We start from the raw sequence: 17,795 nt of genomic DNA on the forward strand, positions 1-17,795 counted from the left end.
TGCCGGGGGCGGTCAGTGGCCCGTGAGCTGTCCGGCCAGCCTGCCGTGCATCTCGGCACTGGGCTGGTCGAGTCCGATGAGGGTGACCTTCTTGCCGCGCTGGGCGTACTTGGTCTCTACCGCGTCGAGGGCGGCGACCGAGGAGGCGTCCCAGATGCGGGCGTCGGACAGGTCGATGACGACGTCGTCCGGGTCGTCCTGGTAGTCGAACCGGTGGACGAGGTCGTTGGAGGAGGCGAAGAACAGCTCGCCGGTGACCGCGTAGACCACCTGCTTGCCGTCGGGGCCGACGACTCCGGTGACCTCGGCCCTGTGGGCCACCCGCCGAGCGAACACGATCATGGCGATGATCGAGCCGGCGATGACGCCGACGGCCAGGTTGTGGGTGGCGACGACGACGGTGACCGTGGCGACCATGACGGTGGTCTCGCCCAGCGGCATCCGCTGGAGGGTCTTCGGCCGGACGGAGTGCCAGTCGAAGGTGGCGACCGACACCATGATCATGACGGCGACGAGGGCGGCCATGGGGATGTCGGAGACGACCGGTCCGAACACGACCACGAGGACGATCAGGAAGACGCCGGCGAGGAAGGTGGACAGACGGGTGCGGGCCCCGGACACCTTCACGTTGATCATCGTCTGGCCGATCACCGCGCAGCCGCCCATGCCGCCGAAGAAGCCGGTGACGATGTTGGCGACGCCCTGGCCGATGGACTCGCGGGTCTTGTCGGAGCGGGTGTCGGTGATGTCGTCGACGAGCTTGGCCGTCATCAGCGACTCCATCAGTCCCACCAGCGCGAACGCGAAGGCGTACGGGGCGATGGTGGTCAGGGTGTCCAGCGTGAACGGCACGTCCGGCAGCCCCGGCACCGGCAGGGACGAGGGCAGCTCGCCCTTGTCGCCCACGGTCGGCACGGCCAGGCCCGCGCCGACGGTGAGGACGGTGAGCACGGCGACGGAGACCAGGGGGGCGGGTACGACGGTGGTGAGCCTCGGGAGGAAGACCATCATGAGCAGGCCGGCCAGGACCAGCGGGTAGACGGGCCACGGCACGTCGCGCATCTCCGGCACCTGGGACAGGAAGACCAGGAGGGCGAGGGCGTTGACGAAGCCGACCATGACGCTGCGCGGGACGAACCGCAGGAGCCTGGCGACGCCGAGCGCGCCGAGGACGATCTGCATCAGGCCGCCGAGGATGACGGTCGCGATCAGGTGGCCGAGGCCGTACTCGCGGTTCAGCGGGGCGATCACCAGCGCTATGGCGCCGGTGGCGGCGGAGATCATCGCCTTGCGGCCGCCGACGACCGAGATGACCACGGCCATGGTGAAGGAGGCGAAGAGCCCGATGGCCGGGTCGACACCGGCGATGATCGAGAACGAGATCGCCTCGGGGATCAGCGCCAGGGCCACGACCAGCCCGGCGAGGACCTCGGTGCGGAAGACCTCGGGGGAGGCGAGCCAGTCCGGCCGGGACGGCTTGGGCACAGCGGCGAGCGGTGAGGACATGCAACCGTTTCCGTGTCGGGCGCATGCGCCCGACCGCTGGACGCACCCGCGCTTCGTACTCGTTCCACACCGGGCGGGAGCCCCGGCGGCACGGCCTTCTGGGCGGGGGCCTCGCCGGACAGGTCGGCACCGTGTGGCTGCCGGTCGGGCATCATGGCCCGGAAGTCGTCGTGTGCCGCCGGGACCCGGTCGGGCCCGCTTCGGCGGGTTCGCCGGCCGCCGCGCGGCGGGCGGCGGGGGCGGTCGGACAGAAGACTCTACCCTGACGTGAGGGCAGAGTGTGGCCTGGGGGTCGCGGGGGGCGGGTCGACGCACCCCGTGTCCTGTGAGTGATGCACATCCCCTGGGCCCCTCCGGCACCGCAACGGGTGTGCACCGGATAGGGGAGACGTGTCGATGAGTGAGCGGCGGATGCAGATCGGTGAGGTCGCTGAGAGGACCGGTTTGTCGCTGCGCACGATCCGGCACTACGAGGAGGTGGGACTGGTGACCCCGTCCGCCCGCAGCAAGGGCGGGTTCCGGCTGTACACCGATCGCGACGTGGACCGGCTGATGGTGGTCCGCCGGATGAAGCCGCTGGACTTCTCGCTGGAGGAGATGCGGGAGCTGCTGGAGCTCATCGACCAGGCCGCCGACACGCGGGCGGCTGCGCTGTCGGAGGACGAGCGGGCCCGCCTGACGGAACGGCTCGAGGCCTACCGCGAGGTCATGGACGCCCGCTGCGAGGCGTCGCGGGCGCGGCTGGAGATGGCCGAGGACTTCGCCGCGACGCTGCGCCGTCGTGTGCGGGAGGTCGGCGCGCAGCGCGCGTAGGCGGTACCGAGCCCGGACGGCTGCCCGGAGGTCGCCCCGGTGGCGTCCAGGGCGCCAGGCCCCTCAGCCCGCCTCCGTACGGGTGTGCGTGCGGGCCACGTAGACGGTGTTCGACGAGGTGCCGCCCTGGAGGGGGTTGGGGAAGTCCACGACCGCGGCCTCCGCCTCCGCGAAGACGCCCGCGAGCACGGTGGTGAACGCGTCGTCCGGCGGGTCGTTCGACCACAGGGCGAAGACCCCGCCGGGATGGAGGCGCTCGGTGAGGGCGCGGAGCCCGGCGGGCTCGTAGAGCGCGGCGTGCCGGGGGTGCAGCACGTGGCGCGGTGAGTGGTCGACGTCCAGCAGGACGGCGTGGAAGCGGCGCGCCGGCGCCTGGGGGTCGAGACCGCCGGAGTCCGCAGCCATGGCGAAGAAGTCGCCGTGCACGAACCGGCAGCGGGCGTCGGAGGCCAGGCCGGCACCGAGCGGTACGAGTCCGCGCCGGTGCCAGTCGATGACCTCGCCGAGCGCCTCGACGACGAGCAGCGAGCGGACCCGGGGGTCCTCCAGCGCCGCGCGGGCGGTGTAGCCGAGTCCGAGACCGCCCACGACGACGTCCAGCCCGGCCGCGCCCGGCCCGGTGGCGGGCAGCCGGGCCAGGCCGAGGCGGGCGAGCGCGATCTCGCCGGCCGTGAAGAGGCTGGACATCAGGAACTCGTCGCCGAGCTTCACCTCGTGGACGTCGGTCCCGGACACCGGGTCCCGCCGGCGCCGCAGACTGATGTCCCCCATGGGCGTCGGACGCCAGTCGATCTCCTCGAAACGCATGGTCATCCGGAAGTCGCCTTTCCCGCGTCACGGGACCGGCGGGTGCGCACCCGGAGCCGTCGCGGTGGAGAGGGGGACGGGCTGGCCGAAGGGAACGGGCCGGGGCCGTCAGGCGTCGATGATGACGGGGATGATCAGGGGCTTGCGGCGGTAGCTGCGGAAGGCCCAGTTCGCGACGGCCCGTGCGATGAGCTGCTCCAGTTGGTGCGCGTCTCCGATGCCTTCCTCCGCCGCTGCCGCGAGGGCCTTCTCGATGACGGGGACGGCTGCCTCGAAGGTGGCCTGGTCGTGCACGAATCCGCGGGCCAGGAAGTCGGGCGGCTCGGCCAGGGCGCCGGTGTCGGCGTCGACGATGGCCACGACCGTGACGACGCCCTCCTCGGCGAGGGTGCGCCGGTCCTTCAGGGACGCCTCGGTGGCGCCGCCCACCGTCATGCCGTCCACGTAGACGTAGCCGGCGGGCACCTTGCCGGTGATGGAGGCGCGGCCGTCGACCAGGTCGACGACGACGCCGTCCTCGGCGATGACGACCCGGTCGGGATCGACCCCGGTCCGGATGGCGAGGTCGGCGTTGGCCCGCAGGTGCTTCCACTCGCCGTGCACGGGCATGACGTTGCGCGGCTTGACGATGTTGTAGCAGTAGACGAGTTCACCGGCGCTGGCGTGCCCGGAGACGTGCACCTTCGCGTTGCCCTTGTGGACGACGTTGGCGCCCCACCGGGTCAGGCCGTTGATCACCCGGTAGATGGCGCTCTCGTTGCCCGGGATGAGGGAGCTGGCGAGCAGGACGGTGTCGCCCTCGCCGATGCGGATCATGTGGTCCCGGTTCGCCATGCGGGACAGCGCGGCCATCGGCTCGCCCTGGGACCCGGTGCACACCAGGGCGATCCGGTGGTCGGGGAGCTTCTCCAGCTCCTTCGTCTCCACCACGAGACCGGGCGGGACGGTGAGGTATCCCAGTTCGCGGGCGATGCCCATGTTGCGGACCATCGAACGGCCGACGAAGGCGACCTTGCGGCCGTTCTGCTGGGCGGCGTCCAGGACCTGCTGGATGCGGTGCACGTGGCTGGCGAAGCTGGAGACGATGACGCGCCGCGGGGAGGTCCGCATCACCTGCTCGATGGCCGGGTTCAGCTCGCGCTCGGAGGTGGTGAAACCGGGGACCTCCGCGTTGGTGGAGTCCGTCAGGAACAGGTCGACGCCCTCCTCGCCGAGCCGGGCGAAGGCGCGCAGGTCGGTGATCCGGTCGTCGAGCGGGAACTGGTCCATCTTGAAGTCACCGGTGTGCAGCACGAGGCCCGCCGCCGTGCGGATCGCCACCGCCAGCCCGTCCGGGATGGAGTGGTTGACCGCCACGAACTCGCAGTCGAACGGCCCGAAGCGCCGCCGCTCGCCTTCCTTCACCCGCACCGAGCGGGGCTGGATGCGGTGCTCCTTCAGCTTGGCCTCCAGGAAGGCCAGCGTCAGCTTCGACCCGACGACCGGGATGTCCCGCCGCTCCCGCAGCAGATACGGCACGCCGCCGATGTGGTCCTCGTGCCCGTGCGTCAGCACCACCGCCACGATGTCGTCCAGGCGGTCCCGGATGGAGGTGAAGTCCGGCAGGATCACATCCACGCCCGGTTGCGTCTCCTCGGGGAACAGCACCCCGCAGTCGACGACGAGCAGCTTGCCGGCGTGCTCGAACACGGTCATGTTCCGGCCGATCTCGCCCAGGCCGCCCAGGGCGACGACCCTGAGCCCTCCCTCGGGCAGCGGCGGCGGGGGCTTCAGCCCGGGATGCGGATGACTCATACCCTCACGTTACCGGAGGGTGCGCCGCGGTGATCTCCGGACCCCTCCGGAGCACCCCCCTGACGCACCCTCCTGGGCGCCCCGCAGCCGGCCTTCCGGCCACCCGGGTGAGGGGAGCCGCCGTACGGCATCGGCTCCGCCGAGGAGCGGCGGAACCCGAACGGCCGGGGCGCCTCGCCGGCGTGAGGGCCTTCTCCGACGGCCACCGGCACGACCGGCGGGGACGCCGCGAGGACGCCGGAAGGTGCCGCGCGCCCGGGTCGGGCGGCCTGGCGACCGCGAACGGCGCGGGGGCCGTCCCGGCCCCCGGACCGACGGCCGGGTGACCCCGGGATGCGGGCCCGGGGAACGGCCGTCAAGGTGGAAGCCGGACGCACACCCCGCCAGGCGAGGAGGAACGGTCCATGGCGAAGTCGACAGGCGCCTCGGGCGAGGGCAGGCCGTCGAAGGGCGACCAGCCGTCGAAGGGCGACAAGGTCGCCTGGCGCAGCCACGGCGGCGAGGCGGAGGGCGTCGTCGAGAAGAAGATCACCAAGCGGACCAAGGCGTCCGGCCGCACCGTGGACGCCTCCCCGGACGACCCGCAGTACGAGGTGCGCAGCGAGAAGTCGGGCAGGACGGCCGTGCACAAGCCGTCCGCGCTCAAGAAGCGGACGTAGCGGAAGCAGCGGGTCCGCGGGGCCGGCCGCGAGCCGCCGCCCCGTGCCCCGGCGGTATCCCCCCGGCCCGACGGACGATCCGGCCCCCGGCCGTACCCAGGTGAGGAACAGGATGGACATGACACAGCTGGCCGAGGCCACCGCCGGTCACCTCGGCGAGGGGCGGCGGCTCGGAGTCGAGGACGTGCAGCAGACGCTCGACGTGCTGTTCGGCACCGTCGAGTATCCCGGAACCGTCGCCGAGGCGCTGCGCCGGGGCGAGACGGTGCTGCTGGGCAGCTTCGGCAGCTTCCACAGCGAGGGCAAGAGCGCCGTCTTCCGCCCCGGCAAGGCGCTCGACGAGTATCTGCGCGGCCTGGTCGGCTGAGGGAGGCGCCTGACGGCCCCGCCCCGCCACGGCGCCCCGCTACGGCAGGGCGTAGAAGCGCACCGGTGAGTTGGGGCGCAGGCCGATCCGGGTGTAGACGGGGGCTCCCGCGCTGGTCGCGTGCAGGGTGGCGCGGGCCAGCCCGGTGGCGCGGGCGGCCTCGTACAGCGCCTTGCGGGTCACGGCCTCGCCGTAGCCCCGCCGCTCCCATCGGGGGTCCGTCGCGACCAGGGCGACGAAGAGGCGCCCTTCGGCCTCCACCGCCCCGGCGCAGGTCACCGGGGTCTCGCCGCGCAGGCCCAGGTACGCGTGGACGGTCTCCTTCCACAGCGCCGAACCGTCGAGCCCGTCGCGGCCCTGCTCCGGTGCGAAGCCGTAGGCGCGGGAGTTCAGGTCGGCGTACCGGCGCAGGTGCTCGTCGGTCGCCACGCGGACGAAGGTGAGGTCGGGGTGGCGCGGCTCGGGCAGGGCGGGCAGGTCGCCGGCCATGCCGGTGCCGGGGAAGGCGTACGCGAGACCGGCGCGTCCGGCCGCCGCGTCGAGGGCGGGCAGGGCGGCGGGGTCGAGGAGGTCCTCGAAGACCCACAGGAAGCCGGGCAGGCGCTTCGCGCGCATGATCTCCGCCGCCTCGGCCAGCCGCCGTGCCACCAGTGCCGGGTCCGCCCCGACCTCGGTCAGCGCCAGGCAGTTCCAGAACGGGAACCGGCAGTCGGCCCAGCGCACGGCGATCCCCGGCAGGTCCCGCACGTCGGCGCGCCCGTCCCGGTCGAGCACCATGCGCCGCCAGACGGTGACGAGCTGCTCCATCGACTCCACCGACTCCCCGAGACGGTCCACCGCGACCACCACTCCTCCGCTGTCGGCTGACGGCCGTCCGTCGCCTTGTTCGCTGCCTGTTGCCCGCTGCCCGCTGCCCGCTGCCCGCTGACCGGGTGCTGCGGCGGAGCCGTCCGAGGGACAACGAGGCGGGGGCCACCCGGTTGCGGCCTCCACGGCGGTGGGGAGGGGCCGGTACGGGGGAGGGACCGGGGCCGCGGGCCCTCCTGACAGGTGGGTTACCCGGCGGTAGGCTCCGCCGGCATGACCACCGAAGCCACCCCCGCCGACCTCGGACTCGTCGAGCAGGCGCGGCGGTTGAGGGAAGGACTCACCACCTCCACCGCGCTGGTGCGCGCCTCCGTCGAACGCGTCGAGGCGACCCGCACCACCCTCAACGCCTTCCGCTGCGTCCGCGCCGACGACGCCCTCGCCGAGGCCGCGGAGGCCGACCGGCGCCTCGCGGCGGGGGAGCGCGCCCCGCTGCTCGGGGTGCCGGTCGCCGTCAAGGACGACACCGACGTCGCCGGTCTGCCGACCCGCTTCGGCTGCTCCGGCGACATCGCTCCGGCCCGCGCCGACGGGGAGGCCGTCCGCCGCCTGCGCGCCGCCGGGGCCGTCGTCGTCGGCAAGACCAACACCTGCGAGCTGGGCCAGTGGCCGTTCACCGAGGGCCCCGCCTTCGGCGCCACCCGCAACCCGTGGAACCCCGGCCACACGCCGGGCGGTTCCTCCGGCGGTTCCGCCGCGGCCGTCGCCGCCGGACTCGTCCCCGCCGCCCTCGGCTCCGACGGCGCCGGCTCCATCCGCATCCCCGCGGCCTGGACGCACCTGGTCGGCATCAAACCGCAGCGCGGCCGTGTCTCCGTCCATCCGTACGACGACTGCTTCGAGGGCCTGACCGTCAACGGCCCCCTCGCCCGTACCGTCGCCGACGCGGCCCTCCTCCTCGACGCCGCCGCCGGACCGCACCCCCGCGACAGGCACCGGCCGCCCGCCCTGGACGCCTCGGCCGCCGCCCGCCGCGACCCCGGCCGGCTGCGCGTCGCCCTGGCCTGGCGCCCGCCCTTCACCGCGGCACCGGCGCCGCTGCACCCCGGCATACGCCGCGCCGTCGGATCCCTCGCCGAGGCACTCGCCCGGCTGGGCCACACCGTCGAGGAGGCCCGTCCCCGCTACGGGCTCATCGGCCTGGGCTTCCTGCCGCGCGCCACGGCCGGCATCGCCGCGTACGCCGACCGGCACCCCGACCCCGCGCTCCTCGACCCCCGCACCCGGGGCGCGACCCGCGTCGGCCACCTGCTGGGGGGACGGGCCCTGCGCGCCGCCCGCGCCCGCGAACGGCACCAGCACCGCAGGGTCGGCGCGCTCTTCGCCTCGTACGACGTGGTCCTCACGCCCACGACCGCCGCACCGCCCCCGAGGGTCGGCGCCTTCGACGGGATGTCCGGCCGGCGCACCGACCTCGCGATGGCGGCGGCCTGCCCGTACGCCTGGCCGTGGAACGTCCTCGGCTGGCCCGCCGTCAACGTCCCGGCCGGCTTCACCGGCGGCGGGCTGCCCGTCGGGGCGCAGCTGCTCGGCCCGAGCGGTGGGGAGGCCCGGCTCATCTCGCTCGCCGCCCAGCTGGAGGACGCCCTCCGCTGGTACGAGCACCGCCCGCCCGCGCCGCCGCCCCGGCCGTCGTGAGGCCGGGGCGGCGGGAGGAGACGGGGGTGACGGGGCGGGGCCCGAGGCCCGGCGCCAGGACGGGGCGGGAGCCGGAACCCGGCGCCAGGGGCGGGAGCCGGAACCCGGCGCGCGGGACGGCGCCGCGGCGGGGCGAACGGGTGGGGAACGGCGGGTGACACCCCGGGCCGCCCGTGCCACCGTGCGACACCCGGCGTGAACCCGGCGTGTCAGCACGGCGTGGTGTGATGGACACATGATCGATGAACTGCTGGACGACACCGGGTTCCTCTCCGCCGCCGAGGACGCGGTCCGCGCGGCCGCCGCCGACGAGGTGATGCCGCGCTGGCGGCAGCTCGCCGCGCACGAGGTGGTCCAGAAGTCGGGCCCGCACGACCTGGTCACCACCGCCGACCGGGAGGCCGAGGCGCATCTGACGCGCTCCCTGACGGCGCTGCTGCCCGGCTCCGTCGTCGTCGGCGAGGAGGGCGTCCACGCCGACCCCGCCGTGTACGGCGCGGTGCGCGGCGACGCGCCCGTGTGGATCGTCGACCCGGTCGACGGCACCCGCCAGTTCGTGCACGGCGAGCCGGGCTTCTGCACCCTCGTCGCCCTGGCCCACCGCGGCGAACTGCTGGCGTCCTGGACGTACGCGCCCGCGCTCGGCGAGATGGCCGTCGCCGTACGCGGCGCCGGCGCCCGGCTGAACGGCGCCCCCCTGCGCGCCGGGGCGCCCGCCCCCGGCGCGGTGCTGCGGGTCGCCACCGCGCACCCCGACTACACGACACCGGCCGAGAAGCACGCCCTGGCGGGCCTCGCCGTCGAGGGCGTCGACCCCCGGCCGTGCGGCTCGGCCGGCCTGGCCTACCTCGCGGTGGCGCGCGGCGACTCCGACGCGGTCGCCTTCACCTGGGAGTACGCCTGGGACCACGCGGCCGGCGTGCTCCTCGTCGCCGAGGCGGGCGGCGCCCACCGCACGATCGGCGGGGAGCCGTTCCGCGTCACGGGCGGCAACACGCTGCCGTTCACGGCGGCCAGGGACCACGGGACGGCCGTCCGCGTCGCCTCGCTGCTGCGCCACCAGTGACGCCCCTGCCGCGCCACCGGTGACGCCCCCTGCCGCGCCACCGGTGGCGCCCGCCGCCGGGCGGCCTGGGGCGGCGCCCTATCCTGGGCTGTCCTGGCCGTCGGCAGACGAAGGAGTCCGAAGGTGCCGTCGATGCTCGATGCCGTCGTCGTGGGGGCGGGCCCCAACGGGCTGACCGCCGCCGCCGAGCTGGCCCGCCGCGGCCTCTCCACGGCCGTGTTCGAGGCGAAGGGCACGGTCGGGGGCGGAGCCCGCACGGAGGAGCTGACCCTCCCCGGCTTCCGCCACGACCCGTGCTCCGCCGTGCACCCGCTCGGCGTCGGCTCGCCCGCCTTCCGCGCCATGCCGCTCGACCGGTACGGCCTCGAATGGCTCCACCCGCCGCTGCCCATGGCGCACCCGTTCGACGACGGCACGGCCGCCGTGCTGTCCCGCTCCGTGGCCGAGACGGCGGCCTCCTTCGGGCCGCGCGACGCGGGGGCGTACCGGCGCCTCGTCGCCCCGTACACCGGCCGGTGGGACACGCTCGCCCGCGACTTCATGTCGCTGCCGCTGACCGCGCCGCCCCGCGACCCGCTCACCCTGGCCCGCTTCGGCGTGGCCGGGCTCCCGCCCTCCACCTGGCTGATGCGCCGCTTCCGCGACGACCGCGCCCGCGCCCTCTTCGCCGGGCTCGTCGCCCACGTCATCGCCCCCCTCGGGGGCCTGGCGACCGGGGCCATCGGCCTCGTCTTCGCGCTCGCCGCGCACGCCCACGGCTGGCCCCTGCCGCGCGGCGGCTCCCAGTCCATCTCCGACGCCCTCGCCGCGTACCTGAAGGACCTCGGCGGCGCCGTCCACACCGACTACGAGGTCAAGCGGCTCGACGACCTGCCGCCGGCCCGCGCGTACGTCTTCGACACCTCGCCCACCGCGCTCGCCCGGATCGCGGGGCTCGGCGGCTTCTACGACGGCTACCGGTACGGCGCCTCCGTCTTCAAGATCGACTACGCGCTGGACGGGCCCGTGCCGTGGACCGCCGAGGAGCCGCGCCGCGCCGGCACCGTCCAGGTCGGCCCCTCCACCCGCGAGATCGGCACCGCGCTGCGCCAGGCGTCCGGCGGTACGGCCCCGGACACACCGTTCCTGATCACCGCTCAGCCCAGTGTGGTCGACCCCGGCCGCGCGCCGGAGGGCAAGCACGTCTTCTGGGCGTACGGCCACGTCCCCAACGGCTGGCAGGGCGACCTCACCGAGGCGATCGAGCGTCAGATCGAGCGCTTCGCCCCGGGCTTCCGCGACCTCGTGATCGCCCGCGCGACGGCGGGCCCGCGCGAGATGGCCGCCCGGAACGCCAACTACGTCGGCGGGGACATCGCCTGCGGCGCCGCGCGCGGCCTTCAGCTGGTGCTGCGCCCGCGCCTCACCCTGCGCCCGTACCACACGCCGCACCCGGCGGTCTTCCTCTGCTCGTCCGCGACCCCGCCCGGACCCGGTGTCCACGGCATGTCGGGCCACAACGCCGCCAAGGCGGTCTGGCGCCACCTGCGGCGCACCGCCCGCTGAGCCGGGGGCGGCTCCGGTGCGGAGCCCGCACCGGCCGGGGGCGGTGCGGCCCGGCCGCCGAGCCGGCCGGCCGCCGTCCGGGGCCCCACGGGCTCCGGGGCACCGGCGGGCGCCGGTCGGCATGATGGGCGTATGACCGAACCGACCGCGGTCCTCGGCGACATCACGCGCCGGCACGCCGACGCGATCGTCAACGCTGCCAACTCCTCCCTCCTCGGAGGCGGGGGAGTCGACGGAGCCATCCACCGCGCCGGCGGCCCGGAGATCCTCGCCGAGTGCCGCTCCCTGCGCGCCTCCCGCCTCGGCCGGGGACTCGCCACCGGCCAGGCCGTCGCCACCACCGCGGGCCGCCTGCCCGCCCGCTGGGTCATCCACACGGTCGGCCCGGTGTACGGGGCGTCCCCCGACGGCCCCGCGCTCCTCGCCTCCTGCCACCGCGAAGCCCTGCGGGTCGCCGACGGACTGGGCGCGCGGACGGTCGCCTTCCCGGCCGTCTCCACGGGGGTCTACCGCTGGCCGCCGGACGAGGCCGCCCGGATCGCGGTGGAGACGGTGCGGCGGACGGAGACCGCGGTCGAGCAGGTCGTGTTCGTCCTCTTCGACGAGCGCGCGTACGAGGCGTTCGCCGAACGGATCGAGGCGACCCGGCCGTGACGGCGCCCGCGGCTCCCCGCCGCACGCCGCGCCGCGCACCACCGCACGGCCACCCGCGGCGCACCGCCGGAGCGCGCGGCAGGGCTCGGACCGTGCCCGGGGCGGGCCCGTGGGGGTGAGCCGGGAGGACGGTGCCTCGGCGGCGGGGGCCCGCCCACCGCCGGACGGCCCGCCCGCCGGGTGGGGGCGTGCCGCCGTACGGGCGGATCGGCGCCGTACGCGGGGGATCGGGGCCGGGACGTGGTACGTCCCCCGCACAGGACCTCCACGCGGCAGGAGCCAGGGTGCGGCGCATTCTCGTCATCGACGGCCATCCGGACGCCGGCAGCTACTGCGCGGCGCTGGCCCACGCCTACACGGAGGGCGCCAGGGCGGGCGGGCACGAGGTGCGGCTGCTGAAGGTCAGGGACCTGCGCTTCGACCCGATCCTCCACGGCGGCTTCACGCACCCCCAGCCGCTGGAGCCCGACCTCGTCGAGGCGCGGGACGCCGTCCGCTGGTGCGAGCACCTCGTGATCGTCACCCCGTGCTGGTGGTGGCACGTCCCGGCGCTGCTGAAGGGCTTCATCGACCGGCTCTTCCTGCCGGGCGTCGGGGTCGACTACCTGGAGCGGCCGCCGTACATCCGCAAGCTCCTGAAGGGGCGCTCGGCGCGGGTGGTCTACACGCAGAACTCCCCGCAGGCCCTGGCCGTCCTGGCACGTGAGGACCTGTTCTGGCGGAACATGCGCCGCGCCTTCCTGCGCCACTGCGGCTTCCGCCCGGTCCGGCGCACCCTCATGGCGGGCATGCGGTCGGCTGACCGCGGGCGGCGGGAACGGTGGCTGCGGGAGGTCCGCGCCCTGGGGATGGCGGGCCGCTGAGGTCCACGTGCCGCCTGCCGGCGGCGGGGGCGCGCCGCCGCCGGTCGCGCGGGTGCGACCGGGGCGGCCGCGGCCGGATCGGCCCGAACCGCTCGGGTGGTCAGGTCGTGGGCGGCGGCGCCAGCAGCCTGCCCATGGCCGCCAGGACGGACGGCTCGACCCGGTAGTAGACCCAGGTGCCGCGCCGCTCGGAGGTGAGCAGCCCGGCCTCCTTGAGCTTCTTCAGGTGGTGGGAGACGGTCGGCTGGGAGACGCCGACGTCGGAGATGTCGCACACGCACGCCTCCCCGCCCGCGTGGGAGGCCACGGCCGAGAAGAGGCGGAGCCGCACCGGGTCGCCGAGCGCCTTGAACATCGGCGCGGCCGTCTCGGCCTCCTCGGCGGTCATCGGGCGCTCGGCCAGGGGAGCGCAGCACGGGGCCGGGCCGTGGCCGTCGGCTTCGAGCAGGGGCAGCGCCTTCGCGATCGACATGCGTCTATGTTGACACATGTCGAACCAGAGGGTCCGGGTCGTGCGCGTGCGGTCGCGCGGGCGGGGTCAGCGGCTCCGCAGCCGCCCGGCGAGGAGGCGGGCGACACGGGCCGCGTCCCGCCCCACCCCGCGCAGCGAGTTGGAGGACGGGGAGCGCTGCCACTCCAGTCCGGTGAACGCCAGTCCCGGCACGGCGAGCGCGGTCCCACCCCGGTGTCGTGGGCGCCCGGCGCGGTCGAGTGCGCCGGGCGTGCCGGAGAGGTACGGCAGGTCGGGGCGGTATCCGGTGGCCAGCAGGATCGTGTCGACCTCCTCCCTGCCGCCGTCGGCCCACCGGACCTCCGCCCCGTCGGCGCCGGTGAAGAGGGCCCGCAGGTCGGGAGCCCCCTGGGCGAGCGCGGCGCGGTAGCGGCCGTCGTCGAAGACGGGCTGGCTCGGGGGCTCGCGCAGCAGGGTGCCGAGCGGGACGGTGTCCAGGCCGGTGAGCCGCAGCCAGAAGTGCAGGTCGCGGCCGGCGATCCGCTGGGGGGCGAAGCGCACCGGCGCGCGGCCGGCGAGCGTGACCCGGGCGACCCCGGCGAGCTCGGCGGCGATCTGCACCGCGGAGTTCCCCGTGCCCACCACGACGACCCGCCGGCCGGCGAAGGGCTCCGGCCGCCGGTACTCGGCGGCGTGCAGCACGGTGCCGGTGAAGCCGTCCAGGCCGGGCAGGTCGGGGCGGTGGGGGTGGCCGAAGGTGCCGGACGCCGCGACCACGGCCCGAGCGTGCAGCGCGCCGCCGCCCGCCAGCTCCACCACGAAGCCGGCCGCGCCGGCCCGCCGTCCCGGACCGCCGTGGAGGGGGCCGCCCGGCCGCCCCGAGGCGCCTTCGCGCGCGGAGCCGTCGGCGGGCCGCACGCGGGTGACCCGGTGGCCGGTCCGGATGTCCGCGTCCAGCCTGGCGGCGTACGCGGCCAGGTAGGCGGCGACCTCGTCCCGGTGCGGGTAGCGGTTCGGGTCGCCGCCCGGGAAGGGCATGCCGGGCAGGGAGCTGTACCGGGCCGGGGAGAACAGGGTCAGGCTGTCGTAGTACCGGGGCCAGGAGCCGGCCGCCCGGCCGGACGCCTCCAGCACCACCGGCCGAAGGCCCCGGCCCAGCAGGGCGCGCGCGGTGGCGAGTCCGGACTGCCCGCCGCCGACCACTGCGACGTCGACGTGCTCCATGAGCGCACCTCTTCATTTCGATGGACGTCTATGTTGATGTCTATCAATGCAGGCTGCGCGTCCGGCGGGCAAGTCATCGATGGGTGTCAAAGCGAGCTGGTGAACGCGGTCGCCAGGCCGACCTGCCCGTCGTGCCCGAAGGGCCCCACCGGGTGGAGACCGCCCGCGCCGCGCGGGAGCGCACCCGCGACCGCCTGGCGCGCGAGGGCCGGCGGCCGTTGCCGCGGGCCGGACGCGGTCAGGGCCTGCCCGGCCTCCCTGTCGAGCACCCGCGGACCGGCGACCGGGTGACCGTGGTAAGGGGACACGAGGTCCTTCGGTGTGGACCGACACCCCGTGCGGCCGGCTGCCCGACGGGTTCGACGAGTTCGACTGGCCGCGAGCCGCGTGGGAACCGCCCGCGGCCGGGCAGGGCGCGGCCCGGCGACCCGCGTCAGCCGACGCCCGGGGCGTGGCCCCTCCCCCCGCGTCGGTCGCCGCCCGGGGCGTGGCCCCTCCCCCCGCGTCGGTCGCCGCACGGGGCGTGGCCCCTCACCCCGTGCCACCCGCCCGCGTGACACACCCCGCCCCGCGTCACCCGCCCCCGTGAGTCGCCGCGTCCGGTGTGCCGGACACCTCCAGCAGGACGACCTCCAGGGTGCGCGGCCCGTGGACGCCCTCGACCCGCTCCAGCTCGATGTCGCTCGTCGCGGACGGCCCCGAGATCCAGGTCAGCGGGCGGCGCGGGTCCAGCCGCTCCAGCGCCTCCGGGACCGAGGCGACGACCTGGTCGGGGACGCGGACCACGCAGACGTGGTGGTCCGGCAGGAGGCTGATCCGCCGCCTGCCCTGGGCGGGCCCGCCGTCCAGGACGAGGGTGCCGGTCTCCGCGACGGCCACCGCGCAGCCCGTCACGACGCTGTCGACGGCCTCCAGCTCCCGCGCCGTCGACGCCGCCAGGTCGTCCACCCGCCGCGCGTCGACGGCGGCCGTCCAGTGCGCCGGCAGCCCCGCCGGCACCAGCACCGAGGCCGCGCCCCGGCGGGCCAGCAGCGTCCTCAGCAGTCCGGGCAGGCCGTCCTGCGCGGTGCGGTGGACGACCGCGCGGTACTCGGCGAGGTTCGCGGCCAGCAGGGCCACCGTCTCCTCGGCGGTCCGCTCCCCGTGGGCCCGCCGGTAGGAGCGGTCCACGGGCACGTCGCCGGGCCGCTCCCCGCGCGGCACGTCCGCCAGGGCGCGGCGCACCCGCGCCAGCACCCGGTCCCTGCCGTCACTCACCGCGCGTCTCCCCGAGTCCGCCGCCACCAGTCCCGGAACGGCTCCGGCGGCACCTCGGGCAGCTCCCGCGCGTCCGTCCAGGCACGGCCGGGACCCGGCAGCCGCGCGGGGTGCAGCCGCCGGGTCCGGGACACCAGCCGCTGCCCGGCGCGCAGGGCGGCGGGGTGGTCCAGCGCCCAGCGGGCCGCGCGCATCGCCGCCCGCTCGGCCGCGTGGCCCTTGGCGGGGCGCAGCCGCACCCGTACCCCGTTCCGGGTCGCCTCGCCGCCCTGGACGACGCGTTCCCGCAGGTGGATGAGGACCTCGGGGAAGTCGATGGCGACGGGGCAGACGTCGGTGCAGGCCCCGCAGAGCGAGGAGGCGTACGGCAGGGAGGCGTCGACCGCGCTGCCGGTGCCGCGCAGCTGCGGGCTGAGGATGGCGCCGATCGGGCCGGGGTACACGGAGCCGTACGCGTGGCCGCCGGCCCGCTCGTACACCGGGCACACGTTGAGGCAGGCGGAGCAGCGGATGCAGCGCAGCGCCTGGCGGCCCACCTCGTCGGCGAGGGTGTCGGTGCGCCCGTTGTCGAGGAGCACCAGGTGGAAGGCGCGCGGCCCGTCCCCGTCGGCCGTGCCGGTCCACATCGTCGTGTACGGGTTCATCCGCTCGGCCGTCGAGGAGCGGGGGAGGAGCTGGAGGAACACCTCCAGGTCCCGCCAGGTCGGCACGACCTTCTCGATGCCGACGACGGAGATCAGCGTCTCGGGCAGGGTCAGGCACATGCGGCCGTTGCCCTCGGACTCGACGACGACGAGCGTGCCGGTCTCCGCCACCATGAAGTTGGCGCCCGAGATGCCGACCCCGGCGCGCAGGAACTTCTCGCGCAGGTGGAGGCGCGCGGCCTCGGCGAGGTCGGCCGGACGGTCGGTCAGCCCGTCCGGGGCGGGCCGTCCCCAGGCGGCCATCTCGCGCGCGAACACGTCGCGGATCTCGCCCCGGTTGCGGTGGATCGCCGGGACCAGGGTGTGCGAGGGGCGGTCCCGGCCGAGCTGCACGATCAGCTCGGCGAGGTCGGTCTCGTAGGCGCGGACGCCCTCCGCCTCCAGTGCCTCGTTGAGCCCGATCTCCTGGGTGGCCATCGACTTGACCTTGACGACCTCGCGCTCCCCGGTCGCCTTGACCAGGCCGGTCACGATCCGGTTGGCCTCGGCGGCGTCGGCCGCCCAGTGCACCGTTCCGCCCGCCGCCGTGACCGACCGCTCCAACCGCACCAGGTAGTGGTCGAGGTGGCGCAGCGTCCGGTCCTTGATCGCCTTCCCGGCCGCGCGCAGCTCGGCCCAGTCGTCCAGTTCGGCGACCGCGCGCGCCCGCTTGCCGCGGATCGTGCGGGTGGCGTGGCGCAGGTTGCCGCGCAGGGTCCCGTCGCGCACGGCGTCGCGCGCGGCCTCGGGGAAGGCGGGCGTGCCCGGCTGCGTACCGCTCATCCGTGGGGCTCCTCCTCCGTGGCGGCCAGGATCTCGGCGAGGTGCACGGCCCGGACCCGCGAGCCGCGCCGGGCGAGGACGCCGCCGATGTGCGCCAGGCACGAGTTGTCGACGGCGCACACCGCCTCGGCGCCGGTCGCCTCGACGGCCCGCGCCTTGTCGGCGCCCATCGCCGCGGAGACGTCCGGGTTCTTGACGGCGAACGTCCCGCCGAAGCCGCAGCACTCCTCCGCTCCGTCCAGCTCCCGCAGCTGAAGGCCGCGCACCCGGGACAGCAGGCGGCGCGGGCGGTCGCCGAGGCCGAGCGCGCGCAGGCCGTGGCAGGTGGGGTGGTAGGTGACCGTGTGCGGGAAGCAGGCGCCGACGTCGGTGACGCCGAGCACGTCCACCAGGAACTCGGTCAGCTCGTACGTCCGGGGCACGGCCCGCGCCGCCGCCTCCGCCGCCTCCGTGCCCCGGCCCTCGGCGGCGGCCTCGGCGCCGATGCGCGGGTAGGCGTCCCGCACCATCGCCGCGCACGAACCGGACGGGGTGACCACGTACTCGTATCCCGCGAACGCCCGGTCGAAGCGGCGGACGAGGGGCTCGGCCTCCCGGCGGTAGCCGGTGTTGTACTGCGGCTGGCCGCAGCAGCTCTGCTCCGCGGGGAAGCCGACCTCGACGCCCAGCCGCTCCAGCAGCCGCACCACGGCCCTTCCCGTGCGCGGGTACAGCGTGTCGTTGACGCAGGTGACGAAGAGCGCCACGCGCATGCCCCGCCCTCCTTCCGGCCGGTGGGTCGCGGCCGTCGGGTCCGGTCCGCCGCCCGTCGCCGGGCG

Annotated in this window: 17 protein-coding genes; 8 read left to right on the plus strand and 9 right to left on the minus strand. The window is 75.6% G+C overall.

Annotated elements, in window-relative coordinates:
• Nucleotides 1-12: 12 nt before the first annotated feature.
• Nucleotides 13-1,506 (minus strand): SulP family inorganic anion transporter, encoded by a 1,494-nt coding sequence (locus CP974_RS26035; protein WP_031130728.1) that lies wholly within the window; start codon nt 1,504-1,506, stop codon nt 13-15.
• Between the two features lie 396 nt (nt 1,507-1,902).
• On the opposite strand from CP974_RS26035, the gene CP974_RS26040 reads away from it, so the two are divergent.
• A complete protein-coding gene (locus CP974_RS26040) occupies nt 1,903-2,319 on the plus strand; it encodes a MerR family transcriptional regulator (protein WP_031130726.1) in 417 nt (138 codons plus the stop codon).
• Between the two features lie 63 nt (nt 2,320-2,382).
• Here the strand turns inward: CP974_RS26040 and CP974_RS26045 are convergent, their stop codons facing one another.
• Entirely contained in the window at nt 2,383-3,132 is a 750-nt protein-coding gene (locus tag CP974_RS26045) for a polyamine aminopropyltransferase (RefSeq protein ID WP_031130724.1), read from the minus strand.
• Nucleotides 3,133-3,234: 102 nt separating this feature from the next.
• The gene (locus CP974_RS26050) at nt 3,235-4,920 is read right to left on the minus strand and encodes a ribonuclease J (protein WP_031130722.1); all 1,686 of its coding nucleotides are present in this window, start codon (nt 4,918-4,920) and stop codon (nt 3,235-3,237) included.
• Between the two features lie 404 nt (nt 4,921-5,324).
• On the opposite strand from CP974_RS26050, the gene CP974_RS26055 reads away from it, so the two are divergent.
• Both CP974_RS26055 and CP974_RS26060 read left to right on the plus strand, forming a co-directional pair.
• A complete protein-coding gene (locus CP974_RS26055) occupies nt 5,325-5,579 on the plus strand; it encodes a hypervirulence associated TUDOR domain-containing protein (RefSeq protein WP_031130721.1) in 255 nt (84 codons plus the stop codon).
• 112 nt (nt 5,580-5,691) lie between these two features.
• Complete coding sequence (locus CP974_RS26060; RefSeq protein WP_031130719.1) at nt 5,692-5,946, plus strand: HU family DNA-binding protein; 255 nt, start codon at nt 5,692-5,694, stop codon at nt 5,944-5,946.
• Between the two features lie 39 nt (nt 5,947-5,985).
• Here the strand turns inward: CP974_RS26060 and CP974_RS26065 are convergent, their stop codons facing one another.
• Nucleotides 5,986-6,783 (minus strand): GNAT family N-acetyltransferase, encoded by a 798-nt coding sequence (locus tag CP974_RS26065; RefSeq protein WP_174887754.1) that lies wholly within the window; start codon nt 6,781-6,783, stop codon nt 5,986-5,988.
• A gap of 243 nt (nt 6,784-7,026) precedes the next feature.
• Between CP974_RS26065 and CP974_RS26070 the strand changes: the two genes are divergently transcribed.
• The 5 genes from CP974_RS26070 to CP974_RS26090 all read left to right on the plus strand — a co-directional run bounded on the left by CP974_RS26070 (nt 7,027) and on the right by CP974_RS26090 (nt 12,579).
• Complete coding sequence (locus tag CP974_RS26070) at nt 7,027-8,451, plus strand: amidase (RefSeq protein ID WP_031130715.1); 1,425 nt, start codon at nt 7,027-7,029, stop codon at nt 8,449-8,451.
• Between the two features lie 235 nt (nt 8,452-8,686).
• Entirely contained in the window at nt 8,687-9,517 is an 831-nt protein-coding gene (locus tag CP974_RS26075) for an inositol monophosphatase family protein (protein ID WP_031130714.1), read from the plus strand.
• Between the two features lie 123 nt (nt 9,518-9,640).
• Entirely contained in the window at nt 9,641-11,062 is a 1,422-nt protein-coding gene (locus tag CP974_RS26080; RefSeq protein ID WP_031130712.1) for a phytoene desaturase family protein, read from the plus strand.
• Between the two features lie 132 nt (nt 11,063-11,194).
• On the plus strand, nt 11,195-11,716 hold the full coding sequence (locus tag CP974_RS26085) for an O-acetyl-ADP-ribose deacetylase (RefSeq protein ID WP_031130710.1): 522 nt from the start codon (nt 11,195-11,197) through the stop codon (nt 11,714-11,716).
• A 284-nt stretch (nt 11,717-12,000) separates the two neighbouring features.
• Nucleotides 12,001-12,579, plus strand: coding sequence for an NAD(P)H-dependent oxidoreductase (locus tag CP974_RS26090; protein WP_031130708.1), 579 nt, complete (start codon nt 12,001-12,003; stop codon nt 12,577-12,579).
• Between the two features lie 100 nt (nt 12,580-12,679).
• On the opposite strand, the gene CP974_RS26095 is transcribed toward CP974_RS26090, so the two are convergent.
• The 5 genes from CP974_RS26095 to CP974_RS26115 all read right to left on the minus strand — a co-directional run bounded on the left by CP974_RS26095 (nt 12,680) and on the right by CP974_RS26115 (nt 17,729).
• A complete protein-coding gene (locus CP974_RS26095; RefSeq protein WP_031130706.1) occupies nt 12,680-13,051 on the minus strand; it encodes an ArsR/SmtB family transcription factor in 372 nt (123 codons plus the stop codon).
• 66 nt (nt 13,052-13,117) lie between these two features.
• Complete coding sequence (locus CP974_RS26100) at nt 13,118-14,254, minus strand: flavin-containing monooxygenase (protein ID WP_031130704.1); 1,137 nt, start codon at nt 14,252-14,254, stop codon at nt 13,118-13,120.
• Between the two features lie 573 nt (nt 14,255-14,827).
• Nucleotides 14,828-15,511: a LutC/YkgG family protein gene (locus tag CP974_RS26105; protein WP_037937634.1), complete on the minus strand. Its 684-nt coding sequence runs from the start codon at nt 15,509-15,511 to the stop codon at nt 14,828-14,830.
• Nucleotides 15,508-16,977: a lactate utilization protein B gene (locus tag CP974_RS26110; RefSeq protein WP_031130699.1), complete on the minus strand. Its 1,470-nt coding sequence runs from the start codon at nt 16,975-16,977 to the stop codon at nt 15,508-15,510. Before CP974_RS26110 ends, CP974_RS26105 begins: the two co-directional genes overlap by 4 nt.
• A complete protein-coding gene (locus CP974_RS26115) occupies nt 16,974-17,729 on the minus strand; it encodes a (Fe-S)-binding protein (RefSeq protein ID WP_031130697.1) in 756 nt (251 codons plus the stop codon). Before CP974_RS26115 ends, CP974_RS26110 begins: the two co-directional genes overlap by 4 nt.
• Nucleotides 17,730-17,795: the final 66 nt, after the last annotated feature.

This window comes from Streptomyces fradiae ATCC 10745 = DSM 40063, from assembly GCF_008704425.1.
GTDB classification, from domain to species: domain Bacteria; phylum Actinomycetota; class Actinomycetes; order Streptomycetales; family Streptomycetaceae; genus Streptomyces; species Streptomyces fradiae.